General features: G+C 37.6%; 21 protein-coding genes. 12 read left to right on the top strand and 9 right to left on the bottom strand.

Going from position 1 to position 26,305, the window contains the following annotated elements; genetic code table 11:
* Nucleotides 1-56 precede the first annotated feature (56 nt).
* The gene (locus tag GNP81_RS14095; RefSeq protein ID WP_155673840.1) at nucleotides 57-767 is read left to right on the top strand and encodes a glutathione S-transferase family protein; all 711 of its coding nucleotides are present in this window, start codon (nucleotides 57-59) and stop codon (nucleotides 765-767) included.
* 110 nt (nucleotides 768-877) lie between these two features.
* Complete coding sequence (sigZ, locus tag GNP81_RS14090) at nucleotides 878-1,423, top strand: RNA polymerase sigma factor SigZ (RefSeq protein WP_155673839.1); 546 nt, start codon at nucleotides 878-880, stop codon at nucleotides 1,421-1,423.
* Nucleotides 1,424-1,496: 73 nt separating this feature from the next.
* Here sigZ and GNP81_RS14085 read toward each other — a convergent pair whose 3' ends face one another.
* The 4 genes from GNP81_RS14085 to GNP81_RS14070 form a co-directional block, all read right to left on the bottom strand.
* Entirely contained in the window at nucleotides 1,497-2,393 is an 897-nt protein-coding gene (locus GNP81_RS14085) for a DMT family transporter (protein WP_155672493.1), read from the bottom strand.
* A 101-nt stretch (nucleotides 2,394-2,494) separates the two neighbouring features.
* Nucleotides 2,495-2,941, bottom strand: coding sequence for a copper chaperone PCu(A)C (locus tag GNP81_RS14080; RefSeq protein ID WP_196587359.1), 447 nt, complete (start codon nucleotides 2,939-2,941; stop codon nucleotides 2,495-2,497).
* Between the two features lie 25 nt (nucleotides 2,942-2,966).
* Nucleotides 2,967-3,527: an SCO family protein gene (locus GNP81_RS14075; RefSeq protein ID WP_155673838.1), complete on the bottom strand. Its 561-nt coding sequence runs from the start codon at nucleotides 3,525-3,527 to the stop codon at nucleotides 2,967-2,969.
* Nucleotides 3,524-3,964 carry a hypothetical protein gene (locus GNP81_RS14070; protein ID WP_196587358.1) on the bottom strand — a complete coding sequence of 147 codons (441 nt, stop codon included), beginning with the start codon at nucleotides 3,962-3,964 and terminating at the stop codon, nucleotides 3,524-3,526. Before GNP81_RS14070 ends, GNP81_RS14075 begins: the two co-directional genes overlap by 4 nt.
* Before the next feature lie 117 nt (nucleotides 3,965-4,081).
* Here GNP81_RS14070 and GNP81_RS14065 point away from each other — a divergent pair, with 117 nt between their 5' ends.
* The 3 genes from GNP81_RS14065 to focA all read left to right on the top strand — a co-directional run bounded on the left by GNP81_RS14065 (nucleotide 4,082) and on the right by focA (nucleotide 5,900).
* The gene (locus tag GNP81_RS14065) at nucleotides 4,082-4,651 is read left to right on the top strand and encodes a DNA-3-methyladenine glycosylase I (protein WP_155673837.1); all 570 of its coding nucleotides are present in this window, start codon (nucleotides 4,082-4,084) and stop codon (nucleotides 4,649-4,651) included.
* Between the two features lie 45 nt (nucleotides 4,652-4,696).
* Nucleotides 4,697-4,882: a hypothetical protein gene (locus GNP81_RS14060; protein WP_005423231.1), complete on the top strand. Its 186-nt coding sequence runs from the start codon at nucleotides 4,697-4,699 to the stop codon at nucleotides 4,880-4,882.
* A gap of 169 nt (nucleotides 4,883-5,051) precedes the next feature.
* On the top strand, nucleotides 5,052-5,900 hold the full coding sequence (gene focA / locus GNP81_RS14055) for a formate transporter FocA (protein WP_005423230.1): 849 nt from the start codon (nucleotides 5,052-5,054) through the stop codon (nucleotides 5,898-5,900).
* Between the two features lie 89 nt (nucleotides 5,901-5,989).
* Here the strand turns inward: focA and GNP81_RS14050 are convergent, their stop codons facing one another.
* Complete coding sequence (locus tag GNP81_RS14050) at nucleotides 5,990-6,916, bottom strand: polyprenyl-phosphate transporter (RefSeq protein ID WP_005423228.1); 927 nt, start codon at nucleotides 6,914-6,916, stop codon at nucleotides 5,990-5,992.
* A 91-nt stretch (nucleotides 6,917-7,007) separates the two neighbouring features.
* A complete protein-coding gene (gene malT / locus GNP81_RS14045) occupies nucleotides 7,008-9,713 on the bottom strand; it encodes an HTH-type transcriptional regulator MalT (RefSeq protein WP_155673836.1) in 2,706 nt (901 codons plus the stop codon).
* 395 nt (nucleotides 9,714-10,108) lie between these two features.
* On the opposite strand from malT, the gene GNP81_RS14040 reads away from it, so the two are divergent.
* Genes GNP81_RS14040 through glgB form a run of 3 tightly spaced genes read left to right on the top strand, consistent with a single transcriptional unit; the run spans nucleotide 10,109 to nucleotide 16,996 of the window.
* A complete protein-coding gene (locus GNP81_RS14040) occupies nucleotides 10,109-12,562 on the top strand; it encodes a glycogen/starch/alpha-glucan phosphorylase (protein ID WP_155652029.1) in 2,454 nt (817 codons plus the stop codon).
* Between the two features lie 52 nt (nucleotides 12,563-12,614).
* Nucleotides 12,615-14,795: a 4-alpha-glucanotransferase gene (gene malQ, locus GNP81_RS14035; RefSeq protein WP_196587357.1), complete on the top strand. Its 2,181-nt coding sequence runs from the start codon at nucleotides 12,615-12,617 to the stop codon at nucleotides 14,793-14,795.
* Nucleotides 14,796-14,848: 53 nt separating this feature from the next.
* Complete coding sequence (gene glgB, locus GNP81_RS14030; protein ID WP_155673980.1) at nucleotides 14,849-16,996, top strand: 1,4-alpha-glucan branching protein GlgB; 2,148 nt, start codon at nucleotides 14,849-14,851, stop codon at nucleotides 16,994-16,996.
* A gap of 95 nt (nucleotides 16,997-17,091) precedes the next feature.
* On the opposite strand, the gene GNP81_RS14025 is transcribed toward glgB, so the two are convergent.
* The gene (locus GNP81_RS14025; protein WP_155672484.1) at nucleotides 17,092-17,742 is read right to left on the bottom strand and encodes a YdcF family protein; all 651 of its coding nucleotides are present in this window, start codon (nucleotides 17,740-17,742) and stop codon (nucleotides 17,092-17,094) included.
* A gap of 293 nt (nucleotides 17,743-18,035) precedes the next feature.
* On the opposite strand from GNP81_RS14025, the gene glgC reads away from it, so the two are divergent.
* The 3 genes from glgC (at nucleotide 18,036) to GNP81_RS14010 (ending at nucleotide 21,495) form a co-directional block, all read left to right on the top strand.
* A complete protein-coding gene (gene glgC / locus GNP81_RS14020; RefSeq protein ID WP_155673834.1) occupies nucleotides 18,036-19,253 on the top strand; it encodes a glucose-1-phosphate adenylyltransferase in 1,218 nt (405 codons plus the stop codon).
* On the top strand, nucleotides 19,243-20,706 hold the full coding sequence (gene glgA / locus GNP81_RS14015) for a glycogen synthase GlgA (RefSeq protein ID WP_196587356.1): 1,464 nt from the start codon (nucleotides 19,243-19,245) through the stop codon (nucleotides 20,704-20,706). Before glgC ends, glgA begins: the two co-directional genes overlap by 11 nt.
* A gap of 126 nt (nucleotides 20,707-20,832) precedes the next feature.
* On the top strand, nucleotides 20,833-21,495 hold the full coding sequence (locus GNP81_RS14010; protein ID WP_336495485.1) for a YoaK family protein: 663 nt from the start codon (nucleotides 20,833-20,835) through the stop codon (nucleotides 21,493-21,495).
* A gap of 69 nt (nucleotides 21,496-21,564) precedes the next feature.
* Here the strand turns inward: GNP81_RS14010 and sstT are convergent, their stop codons facing one another.
* Nucleotides 21,565-22,806 (bottom strand): serine/threonine transporter SstT, encoded by a 1,242-nt coding sequence (gene sstT / locus GNP81_RS14005; protein WP_005423208.1) that lies wholly within the window; start codon nucleotides 22,804-22,806, stop codon nucleotides 21,565-21,567.
* A gap of 194 nt (nucleotides 22,807-23,000) precedes the next feature.
* On the opposite strand from sstT, the gene GNP81_RS14000 reads away from it, so the two are divergent.
* Nucleotides 23,001-23,942: a chemotaxis protein CheV gene (locus GNP81_RS14000; RefSeq protein WP_005423206.1), complete on the top strand. Its 942-nt coding sequence runs from the start codon at nucleotides 23,001-23,003 to the stop codon at nucleotides 23,940-23,942.
* A gap of 359 nt (nucleotides 23,943-24,301) precedes the next feature.
* On the opposite strand, the gene glgX is transcribed toward GNP81_RS14000, so the two are convergent.
* A complete protein-coding gene (gene glgX / locus GNP81_RS13995; RefSeq protein ID WP_336495486.1) occupies nucleotides 24,302-26,257 on the bottom strand; it encodes a glycogen debranching protein GlgX in 1,956 nt (651 codons plus the stop codon).
* Nucleotides 26,258-26,305: the final 48 nt, after the last annotated feature.

The following is a 26,305-nucleotide window of genomic DNA, read 5'->3' as shown; positions in this document are numbered from 1 at the left end:
ATTGGTTTCGTCTTATAGATGTAAATACAAATAACGAACCACTTTGGAGTAACACCATGATTAAATTAATTAGCTTTAAAAATTGCCCATTTGTACAACGTGTAATGGGAGCGTTAGTAACAAAGAATGTGCCGTTTGAAATTGAATACATTGAATTGAATAATAAACCACAGTGGTTCTTGGATATTGCGCCAAATGGTCAAGTACCAGTATTGATTACAGCGGATAAGACCGTGTTGTTTGAGTCGGACGCTATTGTTGAATACCTTGATGATAAGTACGCTCCAATTGAAGATATGACACCAGAACAGCGAGCAATTGATCGTGCATGGTCATATCAAGCTAGTAAACATTACATGCCGCAATGTGGAACCATGGCAAGTAAAGATAAAGAAACCTTTGAAACACGTTTGGCTAATCTTTCTAAAGCGTTCGCTAAGGCAGAAGGTAAATTGAGTGATTCGTTGTTTTTTAAAGGCGACTATATCTCAAATGTTGATATTGCTTGGCTTCCATTGCTACATCGTGCAGTTGTCATTAAAGATCAATCAGGGTTTGATATGCTTGATGGTTTCCCTAAAGTTCAAAAATGGCAGGCTTCACTTATTGACTCTGGTCTAGCAGAGAAAACAGTACCGCAAGATTTCGTTGCAACCTTTAGTGGTTTTTATTTAAAAAATACCTATTTAGCTCATGTAATGAATGGTATAGAGGCGAAATGTGCAGAAGGACGTTGTTCAACTGATTCAAGCTCATGCTGTAATTAGTTGTATTCATAGCAACAAATAGTAGACTTTAATTAAGGTAATCAATTATTGGTTACCTTAAGTTGTTTGTATCGCCTAAAAATTAGAAAGTATAAAGGTAAGTAATTTATATGAAATTAGAAGTGATTTGGTTCGAGTATCAATCAAGTTTAAAAGCGTTTTTACGCAGCAAAGTTTCTAATCCTGAAGATGTTGAAGACTTGCTTCAAGAGATCTTGATTAAAACACATAAAAATCTTAAAACGATCTCGGATGCTAAAAAAGTAAAATCATGGATATTTCAAATAGCCAATAATACGATTATTGATTTTTACCGCCAAAATAACAGGCGCACAGAGTTACTAGCTGATGATTTATGGTTTGATGAAGAAAATGAAGAGCAAGTGATGAAAGAGCTTTCACGATGCCTTTTGCCTTTTATTGAACAGCTGTCGAATGAAGATGCTGAATTATTATCAGCTATTGAAATCGAAGGAATATCTCAAAAAGAGTATGCGGAAAAGCATGGATTAAAATACTCAACGTTAAAATCGAGGGTAAAGAAAAGCCGTGAAAAATTACATGGCTTATTTACGGATTGTTGTGATTTCTCTATAGATGTTCAAGGGAATTTAATCGAATATCAATCTAAATCGGGAAAGTGTAATCGTTGTTAAATGACTTATTCTTTGTATTAAAAAGCCGACATTAATAGTCGGCTTTATTATGTATGTAAACTAGAAATTTTAATTAGGCTTTAACGAGAACGCTTGCTTCTTGTTTGGCTTTCTTGGTTTTAATTTGAGCCAATATAACACCAGAAATAACCATTATTCCGCCCATCAGATGATAACTTTCAATCTTCTCACCTAGTAGGATTGCAGCTAACGATACCGCAACTACTGGTAGTAAATTCATGAACATTGCACTTGATTCTGCACCAATAACATCAATCGCTTTTACCCACATCCAAGGCGCTAAGATAGAAGCGGCAATTGAAGCGTACATGATGAGTGGAATTGAGCTTTCTGTTGGTAATAGACTATCACTTGTTAACCACAATGGCGTTAGCATAGCGACAGCGAAGATCCCTTGCATATAAATAAGTTGCCAGTTAGTAATTGGCATTTTCCAGCGTTTTAATAATACACAATAGGCACCATAAGCGAGAGCTGCTAGTACCATCAAGCCATCACCTTCTGTAATTGGTTGGTGTAAAAAGAAAGTCATATCTCCATGACCAAGCATAAATGTTAAACCTGCAAGTGAAATGACTGCACCGACAATACTTAATGCTGAAATGCGTTTACCCAATAACGGTAAGCTAAGAAAGATACTGATTAATGGCACTAGTGAAGTGATTAACGACATATTTGAAGCCGTAGTCGTTAAACCTGCGTAGTAACCAAGAGATTGGTTTAACACCATTCCTAGTAATGCTAAGAAAGCCAATTTACTTAAATATGGACGGATCACATGACGAGATTTTATAACAGACGGTAAGCAAAACGGAGTTAAAATCAGCATGGCAAAAGCCCAACGATAAAAGCTCATCGCACTTGGCTCGATAGCAGAAGCTGCCATTTTATTGATGATAGAATTTCCGCCCCAAATGAGTACGGTGAATAGCGGTAAAAGATAATACATGTGAACTGCATCTCATCAGAGGATAATGGGATGCAGTTTGACAGGTACAATTAATTACATATATCTCCAATCGGACATGCTGACTTACTAATAAGACATGATTACATTTTGTGCTTCATTCCAGCCATGACTTTCTTAACAGGTGCTTTAAATACTTCTTTATCACCGTTTGCAAAGTTAAGCGTTACATCAATAAATTGCTCTTCTTTGAGTGGGCCAGTTAGTTCAAAAAGCATGATGTGTAATCCGCCAGGTTTTAAAACCGTCTCTGAGTTTTTTGCTATTGTCATTGAATCTACTTCGCGCATTTTCATCATGCCATCGCTTTTTATCACAGTATGAAGTTCAACTTTATTTGCGGCTGATGTTGTCGCAGATACCAGTGTTCGATCTTTATCTCCATCGTTTTTAATGGTCATGAAAATGGCACTATTTACTGCATTTGGTGGCGTCGCTCGTGCATATGGATTTTCGATAATCAATTCACTCTGTGCGAAAGAAGTCGAACTAATAAATAGGGCGCTAAGAGCAAGTAATGTTTTTTTCATGGTTAATATTCCTTTTAAAGTGTCGTTATAGCTGCGAAAGTTCATTAATTGCTTTCACTATGGGTTCTGGTGTCATGGTGTGTGGCACTTTGGTAAGTAAGGTGCCATCTGGTTTTAAAAAATAAAAGTAAGATGAGTGATCTATGGTGTACTTTAATTCAGATTCAGGTAGTTCAGATTTACGAAAAACGACGCCATAACGTTCAGCTAATTGTGTAATGGTCTGAAGAGAACCAGAACTACCTTCGATTGTTTGATGAAAGTAGTGGGCATATTCAGCGGCATGCTTGGCATCGTCTCGCTCTGGGTCTAACGTGATAAATACAGGTCTAAATTGAGATAAGGTGGTTTTATCAATTTGATTCAATGCGCCTGATAGCATAGCTAAAGATGTCGGGCAAACATCGGGGCATCGAGTAAAGCCAAAATAAACAATACGTATTCTAGGATCGGTTTCATCAAGAAGGTTTATTGGTTGATTTTTCGCACCATAAAGCTGAGTGCTGTTGGCTGTCTTTGATAAATAGAGCTGCTTTAACCCAAACCCTGATGAAATAATAATGATGATAATTAAGAGTTTTTTCATTGTTCTGCCTTTAACGAAACATTAATAGAGGTCTTACCATCACTAATTGTTCCGACCCAAATCATGGTATTTTGTGTACAAATAGGAAGTAAAATATCGCCAGAATAGCTTTTGTCTGCATTGGGTAATAATTTAAATGTAGGATTGCCCATTGCCATGTCATAACCTTGTAACGTAATAGTAAGGCTGTCGGCATTATTGTTTGGCCAGTTCACTGAAATAGAACTAGGCTGTAGAGGAGTTAGCGTATCCTTTTCAAGAATGATGGATATGTCATTTTGCTGACAAACTTGTGTTGATAAATGGCAAGTATTATTAAGTTGAATTTTTGGACTTATATAGCTTTTTACATAAGTGCTTATTTCAGTAAAGAAAAAACCAGTACAAAATAGTAATAAGATAAGAAAGGCTTTGATTAAAACTGTGAATGCTTTCATATATATCGACTCAACTAAACTCGTTAACGAATGGTAGCATAAGTTAAAATTTGGGTGGGTAGACATTATCTGTTGTGTGAACTCAGTTAAATTGTATAAAAAAAGGTTGGTAGGTAAATGAGAAAAGAGCGATGTAGTTGGGCGGAGGTTTCTGATTTAGATAGGGAATATCATGATAATGAATGGGGTGTTCCGGTTCATTCTGATCATGAATTGTTTGAATATTTGATATTAGAAGGAGCGCAAGCTGGACTAAGTTGGTCGACAATTTTGAAAAAGCGAGAAGGTTATCGATTATTGTTTGATGATTTTGATTTACAAAAAATAATTCAATATGACCAAAATAAAGTGGAAGCCTTAATGCAAGATTCCAGAATTATACGTAATCGACTTAAAATTAATTCAGTGATTACGAATGCGAATGCTTTTATAAAGATACAACAAGAATTCGGCAGTTTTTCAAATTATCTTTGGGCTTATGTCGATCAAAAACCGATTATCAATCATTGGGAAGGGATGTCTGAAGTACCTGCAACAACGGAATTATCCGACAAATTAAGTAAAGATTTAAAAAAACGAGGGTTTAAATTTGTAGGGTCTACAATTTGTTATGCCTTTTTACAAGCAACGGGGGTTGTGAATGATCACTTGGTTAATTGCCCTTGTTATGTTAATAATAACAAATAAGTAACAATTGCTATTTTGTAAAAAAAGAAGAGTTAAGGAGGGGATATGAGTAAAAAATCCTTACCAAATGTTGATGAAAAAATTATTGATACCGTAGATGTGGATGGAACCTACCAAGCAGAGCTTAGAAAAAAAGAAGAGCGACGAACGTATCCATCGAAACCTGTGTTGTATGATCGTAGAGTAAACAAAGATCGTCGTCATAGAGAAAGCATAGATATCAAAATTTAAATCTTATTTTTACTTAATCAGTGCTTATTTATTAGTTTCAATAAATATTTTTTTATACTTTATTCAAATCTTAAAATTAATACTCTTCAATAATAAAATTGCTTGTATTCCGAACAAAATAGGAGGATTATCCGACCCTCCTATTCACTTGTATCAAAATGTTTCTACTATGAACCAATTCGATTCTTTACTACCGCCACAAATGGCAGAACGCGCTGCTGAAGTTGGCGTAGCAAAAGCAACCAAAGATCCATTTAAATCATTTTTATTAGCAATTACTGCCGGAATACATATCGGTATTGCTTTTATCTTCTATACCACAGTAACTACTGGTGCTGAATCAATGCCATGGGGTATGTCCCATTTTGTTGGCGGTTTGGCTTTCAGTCTTGGTCTTATTTTAGTTGTGGTAACCGGTGGTGAATTATTTACCAGCTCGGTGTTAACTTTAGTTGCTCGCGCAAGTGGTAAAATCAGCTGGAAAAACCTATGTGCGAACTGGGCTGTTGTGTATGTTGGTAACTTTATTGGTGCCATGCTACTTGTTGGTATCATGTTAGTTGCAAAACAATACATGAACGACGGTGGTGCGGTTGGTATCAATACAATGAAAATTGCACAACACAAGTTGCACCATGGTTTTTGGCAAGCAGTTGCACTCGGTCTTATGTGTAACGTATTAGTTTGTGTTGGCGTATGGATGACGTTTTCAGGTCGTACATTAACAGATAAAATTTTGGTTATGATCTTACCTGTAGCAATGTTTGTATCAGCAGGTTTTGAGCACTGTATTGCGAATATGTTCCAAATCCCAATGGCGATTGGCATTAAAACTTTTGCTTCTCCTGAGTTTTGGGCAGCAAGTGGTTATTCTGCATTGGATTTTGCAGATTTAACATTACATAATTTTGTGATTAATAACCTTATCCCAGTAACGATTGGTAATATCATTGGTGGTGGCATCTTCGTTGGTATGGGTTACTGGATTATTTATCTTCGTGAGCCAAATCATCACTAATTAATATTAGTCGTATTACAGATGTAAAAAAGGAGCATATTGAATGCTCCTTTTTTGTATCTATTGATGTATCAGTTTGCACCAATCAATTACGATTCTTTCTCGTTTTTCTTAGCGTACATTTCAAGCCCTAGAACTAAACCAATACCTAAAATAACGCCAAATACTGCGAAACCAATGAGTGCAGGTTGCTGCGTTACTTGTTCGTAGTTAAATGGAGATAGGTTTTGCTCTATTAGTGGAACTTGCTCACCTTTTGAATTAATGCGCCATTCTAACACTTCTTTCCAAGGCCAGATTTTACCTAATGTGCCTGCCATTAAGCCTGTAAGGAAAATTAGCGTAATATCACGGAACTTTCTTAGTAGGAAAGAAAGGACATGTGAGAAACTTAATAAGCCAATTAAGCAGCCTGATGCGAACAGTCCCATAGTCACCAAATCAAGAGATTTAACAGCCCCAAGTACAGGACCGTACATACCGATAAGTAGAAGAATAAAGCTTCCTGAAATACCTGGTAAGATCATCGCACAAATAGCAATAGAACCCGCAAGAATATAAGTGAATGTCGATGGAGTCATTGTCATCGGGTTGAGAACCGTAATGCTATAAGCAAACGCTGCTCCGGCAAATAACATAACAAAGCGATCTAAAGACCATTTTTCAATCTGTTTCGCAATATGTACGATTGAAATCAGGATCAAGCCGAAGAAGAACGACCATAATGGAATAGGGTGAGTGTGCAACATCCACGTAATGAATTTCGCTAATGTCAGAATACTTGTTAAGATCCCACCAAATAGAGAAATAAGAAAGAAGCCGTTAATGTGGTTAAATGCTGCTTTAAAACCTTCGCGTTTCCATAAACCTAGAATTGATGGATTAATACGTCGAATGCTTTCTAGAAGCGTATCATAAATGCCAGTAATAAAAGCAATCGTACCACCCGATACACCCGGAACCACATCAGCAGCTCCCATTGCCATACCTTTAAAGAACGTTGTTAAATAATTCATTTTATCTCGATACAAATAAAAAACTTATGCACAATGCATGAAGATGGCATGATTATACATAAGTTCTGTGTAAAAAATGTCGTAAATTTGATTACTTCATCATTCCTACTAATTCGTCAGCCATAGCGATAGCGGCTTTTCGATTTGGAAGATTCAGTTTTTGATACAAATTACGAATGTGAGTTTTAATTGTTGTTGGTGCGACATCAAATTCAGCTGCAATTTGTTCATTACTAAAGCCAGAATAAATAAGACCTAACACTTGCCATTCACGATGGGTGAGTGGGCTCGTTCTTATTAGTTCGGGAACCTCTGGTGTATTTAATACTTTTTCAATAAAAGCTTCGTCAAAATGCGCAGAGCGAGAGCGTTCATTGTTTGAGAGTGCTTTCTGTAATTGTTCAATTCGATGTTTTTCAAGCTCAGTAACATTACCTTTTTGTTGTAATTTTCCAAGTGGTTTTAAAACGTTTCGTCCCGCCATTAAGAAACTACCGATGATTCCAGTTTGGTTTGATTGCTTAATTGCAAGGTGCATTGCTTCAACCGCTTCATCAATCTGTTTATTTTCATACAGTAATATTGCAGCTAAGATCGCATTACGATTGATATCGGTGAGCAATTTATGTTGTTGAGCAATAGCCTGAGATGTTTGTAGTGTTTCAATTGCAGTATCAATATCACCTAGGTGGAATTGAGCTCGTGCAATGTTGCGCCATTGCAGTTGGGTAAAGTGATTACAGCGAGTTTCTGGTCTTTCTGCTTGGGCTAACCAATATTGAATGGCTTCTGAATTATTTTTCGCTTGCCAATAGAAAAGTTGAGCTGAAGAGGCATTTGCTTTCCAGTCAATATGATAATCAGATTGTCCAAGTAGCTGTTGGCATTTATCTAGATATCGTTCAGCTTTATCGAGTTCACCACGAGCAACGGCCAAGCGTGCAAGCATTGAATAGCCACGTAAATGTTTTGTTTCATCAAAAGGAGAAAGAACATCTAAGCCTTTCCAAGTACATTGTTCAGCTTCATCAAAACGGAACCAGAACCAGTAAATTTGTGCACGAGAGCGAAGTAAAAATTCATGCAATGGCAACTGGTGTAAATCTTGGTCTTCAATTAATTTGAATCCATTATCTTGAAGATCAAAAGCCGCTTGCATAAACCCTTGTGCCATTAAAATCTCACTTTGTTGTAAGATTGCCCACAAAGCTTGATGATAAATGCCATAGGTCATGGCCATTTTTTCAGTTTGCTGCATTAGAGCGAGTGCTTGTGCAAGGTTTCCTGAAACGTGGTGATATTCACCAATAACAGATGTTGCGACGATGCGGCTGCGGTATTTATTGGTTTCTAACTCTTCAAGTGCTTTTTCTGCAAAGGCAAGTGCAGCTTCAGGTTCATTTTTATTGATAGCAACCTGTGCTCGAAGTGCATCAATCTCTCCTTGCATATGTCTATCAAGAACAATGTTGCGATCTGCCATTTCTCTTTGGGCTTCAGAAAGTAGATCATCCACTTGTAGATAATTATGTTGGCTTTGAGCTAACCATGCGCGAATAATAACAAGGCGAGGAGAGGTAAATAATACCTCAGGACGAAGATCTGAAATGGTGGTTTCTAATAAAGAAAGTTCCCCATTATTAAATAAATGCCAGCCATGTTGCGTAAGTATATTAGCGATCAGAATATCATCTTTGGCGTTTTTAGCATGACGAAGTGCTTGATATATATTGTCATGTTCAAGCCAAGCTTCTGCTGCGTATTTTTGTAGATCAATTTCTTCATGTGCTAGGTGGTTTTGTCTTTGATGGGTTAAGAACTCAGCAAAGAGATTATGGAATTTATACCAATCACCTTGCTCACCATTTGTGTTAATAAACAATCCAAATCGGTTTAGATTTTCAATAAGCAACTGCGCATCTTTCCGTTGCGTTACTTTGGATAGTAGTGTGGTATTAAAATGATCAAAAACAGCACAACGCATTAAAAATTGTTGCGTTTCTTGATCCAAATGATCAAACACTTCTTCCGCTAAATAATCCCATAAATGCGCATGGTTTAATTGCGCCATGACTTGTGCTGAATTATTTAAAGATTGATTGTTTTGAATACTGTGCAGTGCAATCAATTGGAGTGCAGATGGCCAGCCTTCAACATGTTCACGAACATGAGTAATGGCTTCTTGGTCAATATTTTCGTTTAGACGTTGATTGAAAAATAGAGATGTTTCTGATTGGTCAAATGCTAAACTTTGATTATCAATTTCAATTAATAAGTCTCTCACACGTAGATTTGCTGTATTTAGAGGTGGCTGAGAGCGACTTGTTATTACCAGTGTCAAATTGTCTGGAAGGTGTTTTAAGAAGAATTTTAGACCAAGGTGAATGGTGTCATTGGTAATTAAGTGGTAATCGTCGAGAACGATATAAGCTTCATCTTGAAACGAGATTAGCTCAGTAAATACTTGCGAAAATAAGCTTGATAATGAAGCAAATTGACGTTTTTCAGTTAACGCTTTGGAGTGAGATAATTCAGTATGAGTTGCATTACTTATTGTTTGTACAAAGTATTTTGCAAATTTATATTCATCATTATCACTCTCATCTAGGCTATACCAACCAGTAGCGTCTTTGTCTGATAACCACTGTGCAGCCATGGTTGTTTTTCCGTAGCCAGCCGGAGATCGAAATAAAACAAGTTTGTAATGCATCGCATTCTCTAGCGTATCTAAAACACGTTGACGGAGAATGGCATTATGTAATCGTCTTGGAAAATGCAGTTTCGATGGTATTAACATAATTATTGTTCTTTTAAAAAATACTGAGCTGATTATCCCCAATAATGAGATTTAATCTATCCACTACGCCCTATAAATGTGATCAAACCTTTATTTTTATCTTGATGAATTTATACATGAGTTTTATTTAATACGTTTTTTAAATAGTTTTATTTAATCTTTAAATTTGTGACCTTGTTATCATTTTGTTTTTTATGCTGTAAAAACGTGTCCAATATCACGCGGGTTTTTACTGTCAGCCTACAAACTTTGAGTCGTGTCACACGTTATTTGATTAATTAGGACTACGCCTTTATCTCACCCTTATCTCATCCCCCAAAAAGGAGGATGTGACTCTTATACGAACAAGGCAGGATTGATAACAGTTGATTATGAACCTTCGTGAGAGATTTAAGATGAAAACGAATAACATAGAGAAATTCGATAAAGCGGCGTTTAAAGCCTCTGTAAAGCAGCACTTAGTGACAACATTCGCTGCAGATGAAAAAACAGCGAGTGCTAAAGTATGGTATTTAGCAATGGGTAAAGCTCTAGCTGAATTAACGACATTTGATCTTGTTGCGACAGAAAATGATGAAAAAATTAAAAACGCACGCAGCGTAAACTACCTATCTTTAGAGTTTTTAATTGGACGTCTAACAGGAAACAACCTAATCAGTATGGGTCTTTATGAAGAGATCACTGAAGCGATGGGTGAGCTTGGTTATAATTTAACGGATTTATTAGAAGAAGAGCGTGATCCTGCATTAGGCAATGGTGGTCTTGGCCGTTTAGCTGCGTGTTTTATGGATTCATTAGCTGCGCAAGAATATCCAGCGATTGGCTACGGTTTGCATTATGAGTACGGTTTGTTCCGCCAATCTTTTGAAGATGGCCGCCAAAAAGAAGCGCCTGATGCGTGGTGTGGTGTAGAAGGCTATCCTTGGGAAGTGGCTCGTCCTGATTTTGCACAACACGTTGGTTTTTATGGCCATGTAGAAACCTACACTGAAAATGGTCAAGAGAAACGTCGTTGGGTGCCAGGTATGTCTGTTGAAGGTATGCCTTGGGATTTACCAATTGTTGGTTACCAAAGTGATACAGTTTATCCATTACGTTTGTGGGAATGTCGTGCAAAAGCACCATTCAGCCTTGCAAGTTTTAATAATGGCGATTACTTTGAAGCACAGCACGCTTTAATTGATGCTGGTAACGTAACGAAAGTTCTGTATCCAAATGATAACCACGAGAAAGGCAAAACATTACGTTTGATGCAACAGTATTTCCACTGTGCATGTTCTATCGCTGATATTTTACGTCGTCATGATGCTGCGGGTCATAAGATTGAAGATCTTTCTAAATATGAAACGATCCAATTAAACGATACACACCCAACAATTGGTATTCCTGAGTTAATGCGCGTACTTATCGATGTACGTGGTTTATCGTGGGATGCGGCATGGGAAATCTGTTCAAACACGTTTGCTTATACCAACCACACGTTATTACCTGAAGCACTAGAGACATGGAGTGAATCACTCATTTCTCGACTTTTACCTCGTCACATGGAAATCATTTATCAGATTAACTACCTATTCTTAGAAGGCGTGAAACTGAAGTGGCCTGGTGATGTTGATAAATTACGCAAGTTATCAATCATCGAAGAAGGCACACATCGCATGGTTCGCATGGCGAATTTATGTGTGGTTTCATCTTATGCCGTAAATGGTGTGGCAGCACTTCATTCTGAGTTAGTTAAGCGTGATTTATTCCCAGAGTTTAATGAATATTTCCCAGGAAAACTGACGAACGTAACTAATGGTGTTACTCCTCGTCGTTGGCTGAAATTCTGTAACCCTGGTCTTTCAAACCTTATTTCTGGAAAAATTGGGAATGAGTGGCCTGCACATCTTGATCAACTAAGTGACATTGCTGTTTTTGCCGATGATGAGAAATTCCAAAAAGAATTCATGGCAGTGAAAAAACAAAACAAACAACGTTTGGCGGATTGGGTACAAGAGAACATGGGTATTGAACTAAATACCGATGCGATCTTTGATGTGCAAATTAAGCGTCTTCATGAATACAAGCGTCAGCATTTAGATTTATTAAATATTCTTTCTTTATACCACCGCATATTGAATGAACCTGGTTTTGATATGCACCCACGAGTGTTCTTCTTTGCAGCAAAAGCCGCACCGGGCTATCACTTAGCAAAAGAGATCATTTTTGCTATCAATAAAGTAGCTGAGAAAGTAAATAACGATCCTCGTGTGTCTGATTTACTAAAAGTTGTTTTCATTCCTGATTACCGTGTGAGTATGGCTGAAATCATCATTCCAGCAGCGGATGTATCTGAGCAAATCTCTACCGCAGGTAAAGAAGCATCTGGTACAGGTAACATGAAAATGGCGCTTAATGGTGCATTGACTGTTGGTACGATGGATGGTGCAAACGTTGAGATCCGTGAAGAAGTAGGTGACGAAAATATCTTCATCTTTGGTTTAGAAGTTGATGAAGTTGAGGCGTTAAAAGCATCAGGTTACAACCCATACAAATATTATGAAGCTGATTCATTATTACAAGCATCATTAGATTTATTAGCAGGGGATGAATTCACTCCGGGTCAAATGGGTCTTCTATCTGCAATACGCGATAACTTATTGTATGGCGGCGACCCATACTTAGTTCTTGCGGACTTCGCTGATTATGTTCGTGCTCAGAACGACATTGATGCAGCATACCGTGACCAAAAACAGTGGGCGAAAATGGCTATTTTAAACACTGCTTTGGTTGGTAAATTCAGTTCAGACCGCAGTATCCGAGATTATGTGAATAACATTTGGAAACTGGAATCAGTAAACCGTTAATTAATAAAATTATAATATGAGGGCAGTGTTGTGCTGCCCTTGGAGAAAAGCGATGAAAGATAATAACAATGTACTCCATCAAGTCGCAGAACTGGCAGGGTTAAAAAATAGCTATGTAAGTGCTTGGGGCAATGAAGCAAAAGTCAGTGATGAAACCTTAATTCGTCTACTGGCTTCTTTAGGTTATGACACTAAGAATGATAAAACACTCTTAAGTTCTGCTGAAAAGAAACATAAAAAAGACGTACTTTCTACCGTACAAGTTGTTCGTGATAGTGAACCACTTCAAGTAGAAATGAATCTTGGTAAAAGTGCTCGTATCAGTGAATTTAGTTGGAAAATTACTACTGAAGAAGGTGAAGTATTAGAAGGATACTTACAGTCTCAAATCGTTTCTGATGAGCGTGAAAATGATGGTACATTGTTATTCTCTTTGCCAACTTTACCGTGGGGGTATCATAAATTAGAGGTGATTCGTAAGCGTCGTAAAGCGCCTTATGAAATGACATTAATTGTGACACCTCAAGCGTGTTTCAAACAAGAAGCGATGCATAAAGGCAAAAAAATGTGGGGCCCAAGTGTGCAATTATACACATTGAGAACCGCACATAACTGGGGGATTGGTGATTTTGGCGATCTTAAGCAACTAGTAGGTGATATTGCGGTTCGTGGTGGTGATTTTGTTGGTCTAAACCCAATTCACTCATTGTTTCCTGCAAACCCTGAAGGTGCGAGCCCATACAGCCCATCGTCTCGTCGTTGGTTAAACATTTTATATATCGATGTGTGTTCAGTGCCTGAATTCGCATTGTGTAATCAAGCGCAAGAATTGGTTGGCAGTGCAGAATTCCAACAACGTTTAGCGGATGCGCGTCAGTCTCATTGGGTGAACTATTCTGAAGTTTCTGCGTTAAAAATGAGTGTGCTTCCATTGTTATTTAAAGAGTTTAAAACTCGTCATTTAGATAAGAAAAGCGCACGAGCAAAAGCATTTTTAGAATTTGTTGCAGAAGGCGGAGAGAGCTTATTACATCAAGCTGCATTTGATGCTTTACATAATAGTTTATACAGCCAAGATAACAGCGTTTGGGGTTGGCCTGTATTCCCTAATGAACTACAGCATTTTGATAATAAAGCGGTACAAAAATACATTACGGATAACCGTGATCAAGTCGATTTGTATATGTATTTGCAGTGGGTGGCATTTACTCAGATTAACGATGTTCAACAATTTGCTGAAAACAAAGGTATGGATGTTGGTTTGTATCGTGATTTAGCTGTAGGTGTGGCTGATTCAGGTTCTGAAACATGGGCTGACCACGGTAATCTATGTCTGGATGTAAGCATTGGTGCACCACCAGATATCTTAGGGCCATTAGGACAAAACTGGGGTTTACCACCGTTAAATCCTCATGTGTTAAAAGAGACAAGTTACGAAGCATATGTTCAATTACTACGTGCCAACATGAAAGCGTGTGGTGCTCTTCGAATTGACCACGTATTAGGCTTATTACGCCTGTGGTGGATCCCTAAAGGTGAGGATGCAACGAAAGGTGCTTACATGCACTATCCTGTAGAAGATATGCTGTCAATTCTTGCTTTAGAAAGCCATCGTTACCAGTGTTCTGTGATTGGTGAAGATCTTGGTACGGTTCCAGATGAGATTGTTGACTTACTTGCTGATGCAGGGATTCACTCGTACAAAGTGTTCTTCTTTGAAACAGCTGAAGATGGTGGTTTCTACTCACCAACGCATTACCAAGAGCAATCAATGTCGGCTTTATGTACACACGATATGCCAACGTTACGTGGCTTCTGGCATTGTGATGATTTAAAAATGGGTGAAGAGATTGGTTTATATCCTGATCCTGAGCAATTAAAAGAATTGTTTAATACTCGTGCAGAATCAAAACAAGAGATCTTAAACAGCGTTGATTTCCATGGCTACTTACCAGAAGGTGTGGGACGTGATGCTTCGTTTGTTCCTATGGATAGATACTTAAGCGATGCGTTGCAATGTCATCTTGCAGCGGGATCGAGCACACTTCTCAGTTTACAGCTTGAAGATTGGCTAGAGATGGATAAACCAGTTAACATACCGGGAACGGTAAATGAATATCCAAACTGGCGTCGTAAATTGTCTGTTACTCTGGACGACATTTTTAATCGTCCACAGGTTAATGAATTAACCAAACGACTAACCGACATTCGCGCTCAAGCAAGTCAAAAATAAAAGGAGTATTTACGTTGAACTTACTTGTTGAACGTAAAGAAAAGGACATCTACATGCAGCTCGAAAGGGCTGCTTTTTCTGATCCATTTTCTTTTCTAGGTCCACAATATCAAAGTCAAACTATTGCACTACGAGTTTGGCTTCCAGGCGCCACATCGGTAAAAGTACGACTAGCTGACCATGCTGAATATCAATTGCTTTCAGACCCGAAACATTCAGGTGTTTTTGTATTAAATGAAAGCATTGATATGACAGAAGTTCATTATCAATTAATTATCGATTGGAATGGAACGGAACAAATTCTTGATGACCCATATCAATACCACAATATTTCCCCTACGGATGCGCAAGTTCATACACCAAAAGAGATGTATAACCATTTAGGTGCGCATCTATTTAGCGTTGTTCGTGAAGGTAAGCAAATTCAAGGCGTTCGCTATTTAGTCTTTGCTCCTAATGCCTCTTCAGCTAGCGTTATTGGTGATTTTAACCAGTGGGATGGTCGTCGTCATATTATGCAACGGATAGATAACGGACTTTGGGCGTTATTTATACCTGAACATGCTGTTGGTACTAAGTATAAATTTGAGTTAAAAGGACCAAGTGGCGAATCACTTCCTCATAAAATGGATCCTTATGGAGCTCATAATGAGCAATATCCATCATTTGCATCAGTGGTATATGATCAAACCTCTTATCAGTGGAATGATGCCAAATGGCAGCAAAGACCAGTAACTGAAAAGCAAAAAGAAGCGCTTTCATTCTATGAACTGCATGCAGGGTCTTGGAAGAGAAATGAAAATGGCGATTTCTTAACCTATCGTGAATTAGCCGAGCAATTAATTCCTTATATTTTAGATATGGGTTATACGCATATCGAATTAATGCCTGTATCAGAACATCCGTTTTATGGTTCATGGGGCTATCAACCAATTGGGTTATTTTCACCAACGAGTCGTTTTGGTACGCCTGATGATTTCAAATATTTTGTCGATCAATGCCACCAAGTTGGCATCGGTGTAGTATTAGATTGGGTTCCTGCTCATTTCCCATCTGATTCTCATGGTTTGGCCAATTTTGATGGAACATCCTTGTTTAATGATCCAGACCCTCGTCGTGGGTGGCACAATGATTGGCAGAGCTTTATCTATAATTATGATCAAGCTCATGTGCGTGAATTTTTAGTTTCTAATGCTTTATATTGGTTTGAGCATTTCCATATCGATGGTTTACGTGTCGATGCTGTAGCATCAATGCTTTACCTTGATTATTCGCGTAATGATGGCGAATGGATCCCTAACTGGGAAGGGGGAAACCATAACCATGGGGCTATCGCTTTATTAAAGTGGATGAATGAAGAAGTTTACTCTCATTTTCCGAATGCGATGACCATTGCTGAAGAATCGACGGCTTTCCCTGGGGTTTCTGCACCTACTTTTGCTGGCGGTTTAGGTTTTGGTTTTAAATGGAACATGGGTTGGATGCATGACAGCTTAAATTACATTCAAGAAGACCCAATTCATCGAAAATATCATCACGATACCATTACTTTCCCGCTAGTTTACGCATTTAGTGAAAACTTTGTTCTTTCACTTTCACATGATGAAGTTGTGTATGGTAAAGGATCTATTTTAGATAAAATGCCTGGTGATGAATGGCAAAAAACGGCAAACTTACGTGCCTATATGGGGTATATGTATGGTCAGCCGGGTAAGAAATTAAATTTCATGGGGGCTGAAATAGCTCAAAGTGCAGAGTGGGATCATGATGGTCAATTACAGTGGTTCTTAACTCAATTTGAACGTCATTCTGGCATGCAATCGTTAGTGCGTGATTTAAATAAATTATACACAACAGAGCCTGCACTTTATCAAAAAGATTGTGAGCCTGCTGGTTTTGAGTGGCGACTACAAGATGAAGCTGAAATGAGTGTATTAGCTCATGAACGTTTGGGTGATAATGGCGAACGAATCTTGGTTGTCAGTAACTTTACGCCAGCCCCAAGAGAGGGGTTCCGTTTAGGGATGCCAATCGCAGGTGAGTATGAATTGATTTTAAACAGTGATGCTCATTTTTACGGTGGCAGTGATTACTCTGTTGTAAGTAATGTATCTACAGAACAAGTTGAATCTCAAGGGCTTACTCAATCTATCATTATTACATTACCACCACTTTCTACTGTTTTTTATCGTTTAAAATAACAAAGTATGAATGAAAAAAGCCCTAAGTCAGTTTTTGATTTAGGGCTTTTTTATTAATAGAAAGAATGATCAGGTTTTATTTCACTTGGTATTAATTAATCGTTAGGTAATAAATATTCATCAAATCCAAGTTGAGTTAAATTTTCGAATGCATGCCATACTTCATCAGGTATTTCTTGTGCTTCTTGATAACCTAATGTGGGATAAACTTTTAAACGATGTAACTCGCCTAATATAATACTTGCGATATGGTCAAATGTAATTTCATCGGTAGGGTAATTGATAAAACTAATATTAGGAGAGCTTATACAGAATTCTATATCATTCCAGTTTTTTAAGAATGTCGCCAATAATCGACGTTCCATATAAGGCTTTTGAACTAAAAGAAGCGATGAAACAGAGATGTTTTTTTCTTTTAATAATGCTTGAGTGAAAAAGATATTTTCACCAGTGTTTGTTGCTTTTGTTTCAAGGATAATTGCAGAGGAGGGAACCCCCATGTCTTTCGCTACATTTGCAAACGTTTCTGCTTCACTTAATGTGAACAATCCTTCTGTTGCTCGGCCTTGTGCCCCTGAAAAAATAATCAACGGAGCATAACCATCTAAATAAAGCTGAGCTGCGTGTTCAGCCACTCTCAGATCGTAGCTACATAAAACAAAAATAGCATCTGATTTCTTAACTTCTTGATTTACAAGATGGTAATCCCAAACTGTTTGCAACTGCTTAAAAAGACTTACTGCCATATCTATTCTTCCTGAAAGCGAATGTATTTAAATCATTGCACTGAGATAGTTAAGTTTCAATACATATTTTAAAGTATGCATGATGATATATTGGCTTGGTAAATGTAATGTTAACTAATTGTGTTGCTTGTGGGCTAAAGATTGAGCTAGAGCACAGTATTGAATGAATCTATTTTGCAAGTGAATATAAATGAAACATTTCACAGATTTGTAAAAAAATTATGTTAACTTAATCTCAAAATAAAGAATTCAAGAAATTCTATCTATATTAATAATAATCTCAGGGAGAACACATGGCTGGTGTATTAGGGATGATTTTGGCTGGTGGCGAAGGCTCACGTCTACGCCCATTAACGGAATCACGTACAAAACCTGCAGTACCATTTGGTGGCAGTTATCGTTTAATTGATTTTGCATTAAATAATTTTGTAAATGCAGATTTAATGCGAATTTATGTATTAACTCAATTTAAATCTCAATCGCTTTTTCAACATATGAAAAAAGGTTGGAATGTGAATGGAATAACAGACCGTTTTATTGATCCCGTTCCTGCTCAAATGCGAACAGGTAAGCGTTGGTATGAAGGAACGGCTGATGCGATATATCAAAATATCAGTTTTATAGAATCAACGGATCCAGAGCACGTATGTATTTTTGGTTCTGATCATATTTATAAAATGGATATTCGCCAAATGCTCGATTTTCATAAAAAGAAAAAAGCAGCATTAACGGTATCGGCACTACGTATGCCTGCAAAAGATGCTTCTGGATTCGGTGTTATTGAAGTTGATGAACATGGCAAAATGATCGGCTTTGAGGAAAAACCGTCCAATCCTAAATGCATTCCAGGCCAACCAGGCATCGCTTTGGTATCAATGGGGAATTACATTTTTGAAGCAGAAAGTTTGTGTAAAGAATTGATTCATGATGCTGCGCTTGACGACTCTTCACATGATTTCGGTAAAGACATCATTCCTAAAATGTTTCCTGAAGGCAATGTTTATGTTTATGACTTCAGTACTAATCATATTACTGGTGAAAAGAAAGAGGTTTACTGGCGTGATGTAGGTACGATTGAATCGTATTGGGAAGCTCATATGGATTTATTAAAGAAAGATGCGCCATTTTCTTTATATAACCGTAAATGGCCACTTCATACTTATTACCCGCCATTACCGCCTGCGACCTTCTCTGATTCAGATAATGGTCGAGTGCAGATTATTGATAGTCTTGTTTGTGGTGGTAGTTACATCCGTGGTTCACGTATCGAAAAATCAGTACTGGGCTTTAGAAGTAATATTGCATCGGCATGTGATATTAGTGAAAGTATTCTTTTAGGTAATGTGAAAGTCGGTAAAGGCTGCGTATTGCGTCGAGTGATTGTCGATAAAGGCGCTGATATTGCTCCTGGAACTGAAATTGGTGTAAATCTTCAAGAAGATAAGAAAAAATACCACGTATCAGATGAGGGTATTGTTGTTATCCCTAAAGGAGAGAGAGTTGGTTACTAAGACGCTATCAATTGTATTTGTAGCATCTGAAGTTGACGGGTTAATAAAAAGTGGAGGCTTGGCAGATGTTGCCAAGGCTCTACCTAAGTCATTAAAAGAGCAAGGGCATAATGTTCAGATTGTTATGCCTGCTTATAAGACGATTGCTGGTCGAGATGATGCTGAAATTACTCTAACGACGCAATTAGAGCATTGGCCTCATACTGCGTATCAAGTACGTTCGCTTAATGTTGATGGAATATCAGTATTTGCCATCGAATCTGGAGATTATTTTGAACGTACTGAAATGTATGCTGAAAATAATCAAGCCTATCCTGATAATGGCGAACGTTTTGCTTTCTTTAGTGCTGCGACATTAGACTTACTTCCTAAATTATTGGGTAAGGCTCCTGATATTATTCATGCAAATGACTGGCATACAGGACTTATTCCTTATCTATTGAAAAAACGCTATGCAGGAAATGACTTTTATCATCAAACTCGAAGTGTATTATCAATTCATAATGCAGTGTTTAAAGGTATTTTTCATTACGATGAAATAGCTTGTTTGTCTGAATTTAAATCTCATTTTGTTCCAGAAGCATCGATAAGTCATACGCATATTAGTATGCTCAAGGCAGGGGTTCAGTGCGCCGATAAAATTAATGCGGTGAGTCCAAATTACGCAAAAGAACTGCTTACTGAGCTAGGTTCTCATGGTATGGCAAGTGATTTTCAAGATCGCGAATCGGACTTGATTGGAATATTAAATGGCTGTGATTACAGCGAATGGAACCCTGAAAAAGACAGTTATATTCCTAAGCAATTTAAAGCGAATCGAATAAGTATGGTTCGAGGTAAAAAGGCATGTAAGGCAGCGTTGCAGCAAGAAGTTTCATTACCGCAAAAAGACGTTGCTATGTACGGTATGGTTTGCCGCTTGACGAATCAAAAAGGTATTCAGTATTTACTGCCTATTTTAGAGCAGTTTTTGAAAAACGATTTGCAGCTTGTCATTGTTGGTACTGGAGATCCCGTACTTGCAACTCACCTAACAGAAATAGCGCAAGAACATAGTGATAAGTTTGCTTTTGTTGAAGCATATAATAATAAACTTGCTCATTGGGTAGAGGCTGGATCCGACTTCTTTATCATGCCGTCAGAATTTGAACCTTGTGGTTTAAATCAGATCTACAGCATGGCTTATGGGACTTTACCAATAGTTCGTGAAGTAGGAGGGTTGAAAGACAGCGTAAATAATTACGACGATGATGTTGAAAATGCGACAGGATTTAGCTTTAAGAATCCGGAGCCTATGGAGTTATTGCTCGTACTTATGCGCTCATTGTTGCTTTATAGTCAAAACCTCAATGAAGTAAAACGAGTTCAATTACATGCTATGAAACAAGATTTTTGTTGGAATAAAGCAGCATTAAAATACATAGAAATGTATCGAACAGCTATAAATAGTTAATAAATAACCAAAAATGAATAAACTTTAAAAGGAAGGCGTAATGTCTTCCTTTTATTTTGCGGTAGATCATGCACATTTTGATTCTAAGGTATAGAATAACGCTCTTTACTGGCTAGGTAATGTATCGTGATTTCAAAACTTCCTAAATGGGTCGAATACGGCACCTTCTTTCTCGCTTTATTAGCAGGCATTACAAACTCTGTTGGTTTACTTGGTTTTCAACATCAATCTATCTCGCATTTATCAGGGACTGCAACATTATTAGGCACTCAATTACTTGGGTTTAATGATACGACTTGGCACTTATTATTTATTATTATTAGTTTTATATTAGGTTCTTCGTTGAGTAGTTTGATCGTTGGATGTTCAGCATTAAAGCTTGGTCGTCGTTATAATTTTGCTTTAATTATTGAAAGTGGGTTGTTGTTTGCTGCAATGATTGTTCTTAATGAGGGTAGTCAATGGGGGCACTATTTTGCTTCTGCTGCGTGTGGTTTACAGAATGGTTTGGTAACTACGTATAGTGGTGCAGTTGTTCGAACGACACATGTAACTGGTGTATTAACTGATTTAGGTATCATGCTTGGAATGAAGATTAAAGGGGAACCTATTCATCATCGTCGATTAGCATTATATCTTTATATTACGTTTGGATTTATTTTTGGCGGTACGATTGGCGGTTATTTTTATCCATTATTAGAAATTAATACATTAGCGATACCTGCAACATTATGTGCTCTATTAGCTATGTCGTATTCTATTTATTTGTATCAACATAAAGATATTTAGGTTGGTTTAAAAACAAAAATGGCCGCTCAAACGAGCGGCCATTTTACTATGTGTTTTATAAACCAGTGATTAGTTAGTTGGCTGAACCAGTGGCTTGTATGGGTTATCAGCTTTACGACACGCCGCTGTAGTGAACAATACATCTGTTGAACTGTTTAGAGCCGTTTCTGCTGAATCTTGTACAACACCAATGATAAAGCCGATAGCAACAACTTGCATCGCAATGTCATTTGAAATACCAAATAAGCTACAAGCCAGTGGAATTAGTAGTAGTGAGCCACCAGCAACACCTGATGCACCACATGCAGACACTGCTGCTACAAGACTTAGTAATAGTGCTGTTGCTAGGTCAACTTCTACACCTGCAGTATTTACAGCAGCAAGTGTTAGCACTGTGATTGTGATAGCTGCACCTGCCATGTTGATGGTTGCACCTAGTGGGATAGATACAGAGTAGGTATCTTTATGTAGGTTAAGACGCTCACATAATGCCATGTTAACTGGGATGTTTGCCGCAGAGCTTCGTGTGAAGAATGCAGTTACACCACTTTCACGTAGGCATAAGAATACTAATGGGTAAGGGTTACGGCGAGTACGGATATAAACGATTAATGGGTTTACGATTAAAGCAATGAACGCCATTGAACCAAGTAATACTGCCAACAGATGAGAGTAGCCAGCAAGTACTGCAAAACCTGTTTCCGCAAAAGTATGAGATACAAGACCGAAGATACCGATTGGTGCAAAACGGATTACAACCGTTACGATTGCAGAGATACAGTTTGATAAATCAACAAAGATTTTTTTTGTAGCATCAGAAGCTGAGTGTAGACCTAAGCCTAGAGCAACTGCCCAACCAAGAATACCAATAAAGTTACCCGTCATTAATGCATTGATTGGGTTATCAATGATTTTAAATAACAGAGTATTAATGACTTCAACAATACCTTCTGGAGCGGTGTTAGTTGCTGCGTCGATAACAAGAGTTAACGTGGTAGGAAAAAGAAAACTCATTACGACAGCAGTTAATGAAGCGCAGAACGTACCAACAAGATATAATACGATAACTGGTTTCATATTCGAGTTTTGTCCACGCTTTTGATTAGCGATAGAAGCAGCAACAAGAATGAATACAAGTATTGGAGCAACGGCTTTTAATGCACTAACAAATAGTTCACCAAAAAGTCCTGCAGAGATAGCTAAATCAGGAGCTAATGTTGCCAATGCAACACCGGCAATAATACCTATTAAAATTTGTATAACGATGTTTGTATTCATCATACGAACGAGTAATGGCTGGGCTTGCGACATATAAATTCCTTTAATTTTAGTACAACACACACCTTATCTGGTGCTTATGCGAAGAATAGTAACATTATTGTCTATTTTTTTGCACTAACTTGTTAAAGACATCTCAAATCTGCCGATAACCTATATATTAAAGTGTTATAAAAATCATCGTCGTTTATTTTGAACGGCATTATATTATTAAGTGAGCTATATCTATGAGTGGAATGTTAAATAGCGTTGATCAACGTACCCAACTAGTGGGTGAAAATAGATTGGAATTGTTACTTTTTAAACTTAATACCACTCAGATTTTTGCAATTAACGTTTTTAAAGTAAAAGAAATCTTAAAAGTTCCAGCATTAACCAAATTACCAGGTTCACACCATCATATATCTGGCGTAGCAAGTTTACGTGGTGAATCAGTGCCTGTTATCGATTTGCGTGGCGCCATTGGTATGAGACCGATGGGGAGTGAAGAAGAAACGAACTTAATTATTACTGAATATAATCGTACCACTCAAGGTTTCTTAGTCGGGCAAGTACAGAACATTATTAATACAACGTGGGCAGACATCCAACCGCCACCAAAAACGGTAGGTCGTAATAACTTCTTAACCGCATTGACTCAAGTTGAAGTAGAACCAAATACAACACGTATTGTTGAGATTATCGATGTAGAAAAAGTGCTGGCGGATATTATTGATTATGACATTACTATTTCAGAGGGTGTGCTAGATGAGCGTTTAGCTGCTCATATGCATGGAAGAAAAGTACTTATTGTTGATGATTCAAGTACAGCTAGAGCTCAAGTTCGAAATACATTACAACAACTAGGGCTTGAAGTGATAGAAAGAAGTGATGGCCGCCAAGCTTTAGATCTGTTGAAAAGTTGGTGTGATGAAGGCAAAAACGTTAATGATGAAATATTATTGATGATCACTGATGCCGAAATGCCGGAGATGGATGGTTACCGATTAACTCATGAAGTGCGAAACGATCATCGTATGAATGATTTATTCATCACATTGAACACTTCATTAAGTGGCAGTTTCAATGATGCAATGGTTCAAAAAGTAGGCTGTAACCGCTTTATTTCAAAATTCCAACCAGACTTGATCGTAGGTGTAGTGCAAGATCGTTTGGCTGAAATTATCTAGCAGTAAAAGCGATATCTTTATATAAAAATGTACGCATTGTTGCTTTTATGTGTGCTTGTGTGACAAAAGTTGTGTGGTTTGATATAATTTTGACTGTTCCATGACATTGGGGCTACTAAGAACAAGAGACTTTCTCTTTTACACACCATTTTGAATAAAGGTAGATTGTTCGCATATGATCTGGATGACATCCAAATTAATAATAACGCTGACGGTTTTAGCGTATAGGACATATCACAAAGGACGTGTGAAATCTGAGGTTAAGCAAGACGATTAATTTCAGCTTAGTTATCAAAAAGGAGGCTATTTTTAGCCTCCTTTTTTATTATGTACTTTGTGTGATACTTGGTTTATTTATTTCATTTGCTGCAGAATACAGCGATAGAAAGAGGAGATAAGCTGTAATCGAAAACAATCGGCTTTGGTTTGATTTTGGAATATTGGGTATCACAGACTAAAGACCAATTCACTTGTTTACTCAGTTTAGGGAGAACAAATCGAGTCGGTATATCTGATTGATTAATCATAATTAATAGCTCTTTTTCACCATCGTAAATATTCAAATGTAAGCACAGTGATTTTGCTCCATGCCAATCGTTATGTGTCATGGTTCTTCCATCCGGGGTGTACCACTCCACTTTTTGCTGACTTCTTTTTGAACCACTAAAAGCATTAATAATTGGAACAATATGTTTTTGTCTTGCGTGAATCATGTCTGACAGCCAAGATTTAAATTCCTGTGCAGTTGAATCTAAATCCCAATTTATCCAGCTGATTTCGCTGTCTTGGCAATAGGCATTATTATTGCCTTGCTGTGTGTGTGAACATGCATCAGCGGCTAAAAGATGAGGTATACCAAAACTAAATAATAGGGTTGTCATCATATTGCGTTTTTGTTTTTCACGTAAGGCAATAATCCTTGGGTTATCTGTAGGACCTTCAACACCATAGTTATCAGAGCGGTTATCACCATGGCCATCACGATTATTTTCACCGTTGGCATGATTATGACGATTTTTGTAACTCACTAAATCCTGAAGAGTAAACCCATCATGATAGCTGACATAATTAACTGGTAATTTGTGAGGCCAGCGAGAAGCACTGATAAGATCTCGAGATCCCATCAAACGTGTTGCCATGGACTTTAAGTAGTTTTGTTCACCACACCAAAAACTTTTTGTTGTGTCTCTAAACTTATCACTGCATTCGTTCCAACCATCAGGAAACTCGCCAACTTGATAACCATTAGGGCCTATATCCCAAGGTTCAGCAATCAATTTTGTATTTTTTAAGATAGGATCTTGAGCGACGGCTTTGAAAAAGGCGTTATGGGGATTAAATTGGTCGTATTCACGACCTAGAGTTGCGGCCAGATCAAATCTAAAACCATCAATATGATAATGTTCAACCCAATATCTTAATGTGTCCATTACTAAATTAAGGCTAGGTTGGTGCGTGATATCTAATGTATTACCGCAACCTGTATAGTTGGTGTAATTACCATTGTGATGTAAATAATAATCTTGGTCTAAGCCTTTTAAATTAAAAGTACAGCCTCCATTTCCACCTTCAGCAGTATGGTTGTATACCACATCTAAAATGACTTCGATGTTGTTTTTATGCAATTCTCTTATGGCTGTTTTTAATTCAGTAACTGCATCATTAATCGCATATCGAGGATCCGGTGCCATAAAAGAGAGGGAGTTATAACCCCAATAATTCACCATATTCATTTCAAGCAAATGTGGTTCGTGCATACAAGCAGCAATAGGGAGAAGCTGAACACTTGTAATGCCTTGATCTTTTAGGTGAGCAATCGTTGTTGGATCGGCTAGGCCTAAATAAGTACCGCGAACATTTGCATCAATATCAGGGTTTAAAAACGTAAAACCCTTTACATGCGTTTCAAGTAAAACGGTTTCTGAACGAGAGATCATTGGCATAGCAGTGTTCTGCCAATCAAAAGTGTCATTAACAACGATAGATTGCGCTAAAGCCCAGCTTTGCTTTGCCGTGTATGGGACTTGGTAATTTGGCTTATTTTTTAATGCTTTAGCGTAAGGGTCCAGCAGCAGTAGGTCTTCTTCATCTTTAATAATTTTAAAACCATACACGGTACCTTCTTTTATACCTGTTAGGTGTGTGTATTTGATTGTACCGTATTCTTCAGTAAAGGAATGCTCAGTATGGCTTCCATCTTCTTTGAAGATAATAAGAGATAAAGGGAATGCAGAATCATGATGAACAGCAAAATTGCATCCAGTATTAGTTAATGTTGCCCCTAAAGGAAAGGGAAAAGCTTGATGTGTGTTCACAATATTCCTCTCATACTAATACCAATTTACTATTAGTCTGTTAAGTAT

Source organism: Aliivibrio fischeri, assembly GCF_009727955.1.
Taxonomy (GTDB): domain Bacteria; phylum Pseudomonadota; class Gammaproteobacteria; order Enterobacterales; family Vibrionaceae; genus Aliivibrio; species Aliivibrio fischeri_A.
This window is presented reverse-complemented; position numbering and strand designations above follow the sequence as displayed.

Coding starts and splice junctions, on each gene's coding strand:
- glgB (WP_155673980.1), top strand. CDS start 14,849: ATGCAGCTCGAAAGGGCTGCTTTTTCTGATCCATTTTCTTTTCTAGGT.
- GNP81_RS14075 (WP_155673838.1), bottom strand. CDS start 3,527: ATGAAAAAACTCTTAATTATCATCATTATTATTTCATCAGGGTTTGGG.
- GNP81_RS14080 (WP_196587359.1), bottom strand. CDS start 2,941: ATGAAAAAAACATTACTTGCTCTTAGCGCCCTATTTATTAGTTCGACT.
- GNP81_RS14095 (WP_155673840.1), top strand. CDS start 57: ATGATTAAATTAATTAGCTTTAAAAATTGCCCATTTGTACAACGTGTA.
- GNP81_RS14065 (WP_155673837.1), top strand. CDS start 4,082: ATGAGAAAAGAGCGATGTAGTTGGGCGGAGGTTTCTGATTTAGATAGG.
- GNP81_RS14050 (WP_005423228.1), bottom strand. CDS start 6,916: ATGAATTATTTAACAACGTTCTTTAAAGGTATGGCAATGGGAGCTGCT.
- malT (WP_155673836.1), bottom strand. CDS start 9,713: ATGTTAATACCATCGAAACTGCATTTTCCAAGACGATTACATAATGCC.
- GNP81_RS14070 (WP_196587358.1), bottom strand. CDS start 3,964: ATGAAAGCATTCACAGTTTTAATCAAAGCCTTTCTTATCTTATTACTA.
- sstT (WP_005423208.1), bottom strand. CDS start 22,806: ATGTCGCAAGCCCAGCCATTACTCGTTCGTATGATGAATACAAACATC.
- malQ (WP_196587357.1), top strand. CDS start 12,615: ATGAAAGATAATAACAATGTACTCCATCAAGTCGCAGAACTGGCAGGG.
- GNP81_RS14060 (WP_005423231.1), top strand. CDS start 4,697: ATGAGTAAAAAATCCTTACCAAATGTTGATGAAAAAATTATTGATACC.
- focA (WP_005423230.1), top strand. CDS start 5,052: ATGAACCAATTCGATTCTTTACTACCGCCACAAATGGCAGAACGCGCT.
- GNP81_RS14025 (WP_155672484.1), bottom strand. CDS start 17,742: ATGGCAGTAAGTCTTTTTAAGCAGTTGCAAACAGTTTGGGATTACCAT.
- GNP81_RS14000 (WP_005423206.1), top strand. CDS start 23,001: ATGAGTGGAATGTTAAATAGCGTTGATCAACGTACCCAACTAGTGGGT.
- GNP81_RS14040 (WP_155652029.1), top strand. CDS start 10,109: ATGAAAACGAATAACATAGAGAAATTCGATAAAGCGGCGTTTAAAGCC.
- GNP81_RS14085 (WP_155672493.1), bottom strand. CDS start 2,393: ATGTATTATCTTTTACCGCTATTCACCGTACTCATTTGGGGCGGAAAT.
- sigZ (WP_155673839.1), top strand. CDS start 878: ATGAAATTAGAAGTGATTTGGTTCGAGTATCAATCAAGTTTAAAAGCG.
- glgC (WP_155673834.1), top strand. CDS start 18,036: ATGGCTGGTGTATTAGGGATGATTTTGGCTGGTGGCGAAGGCTCACGT.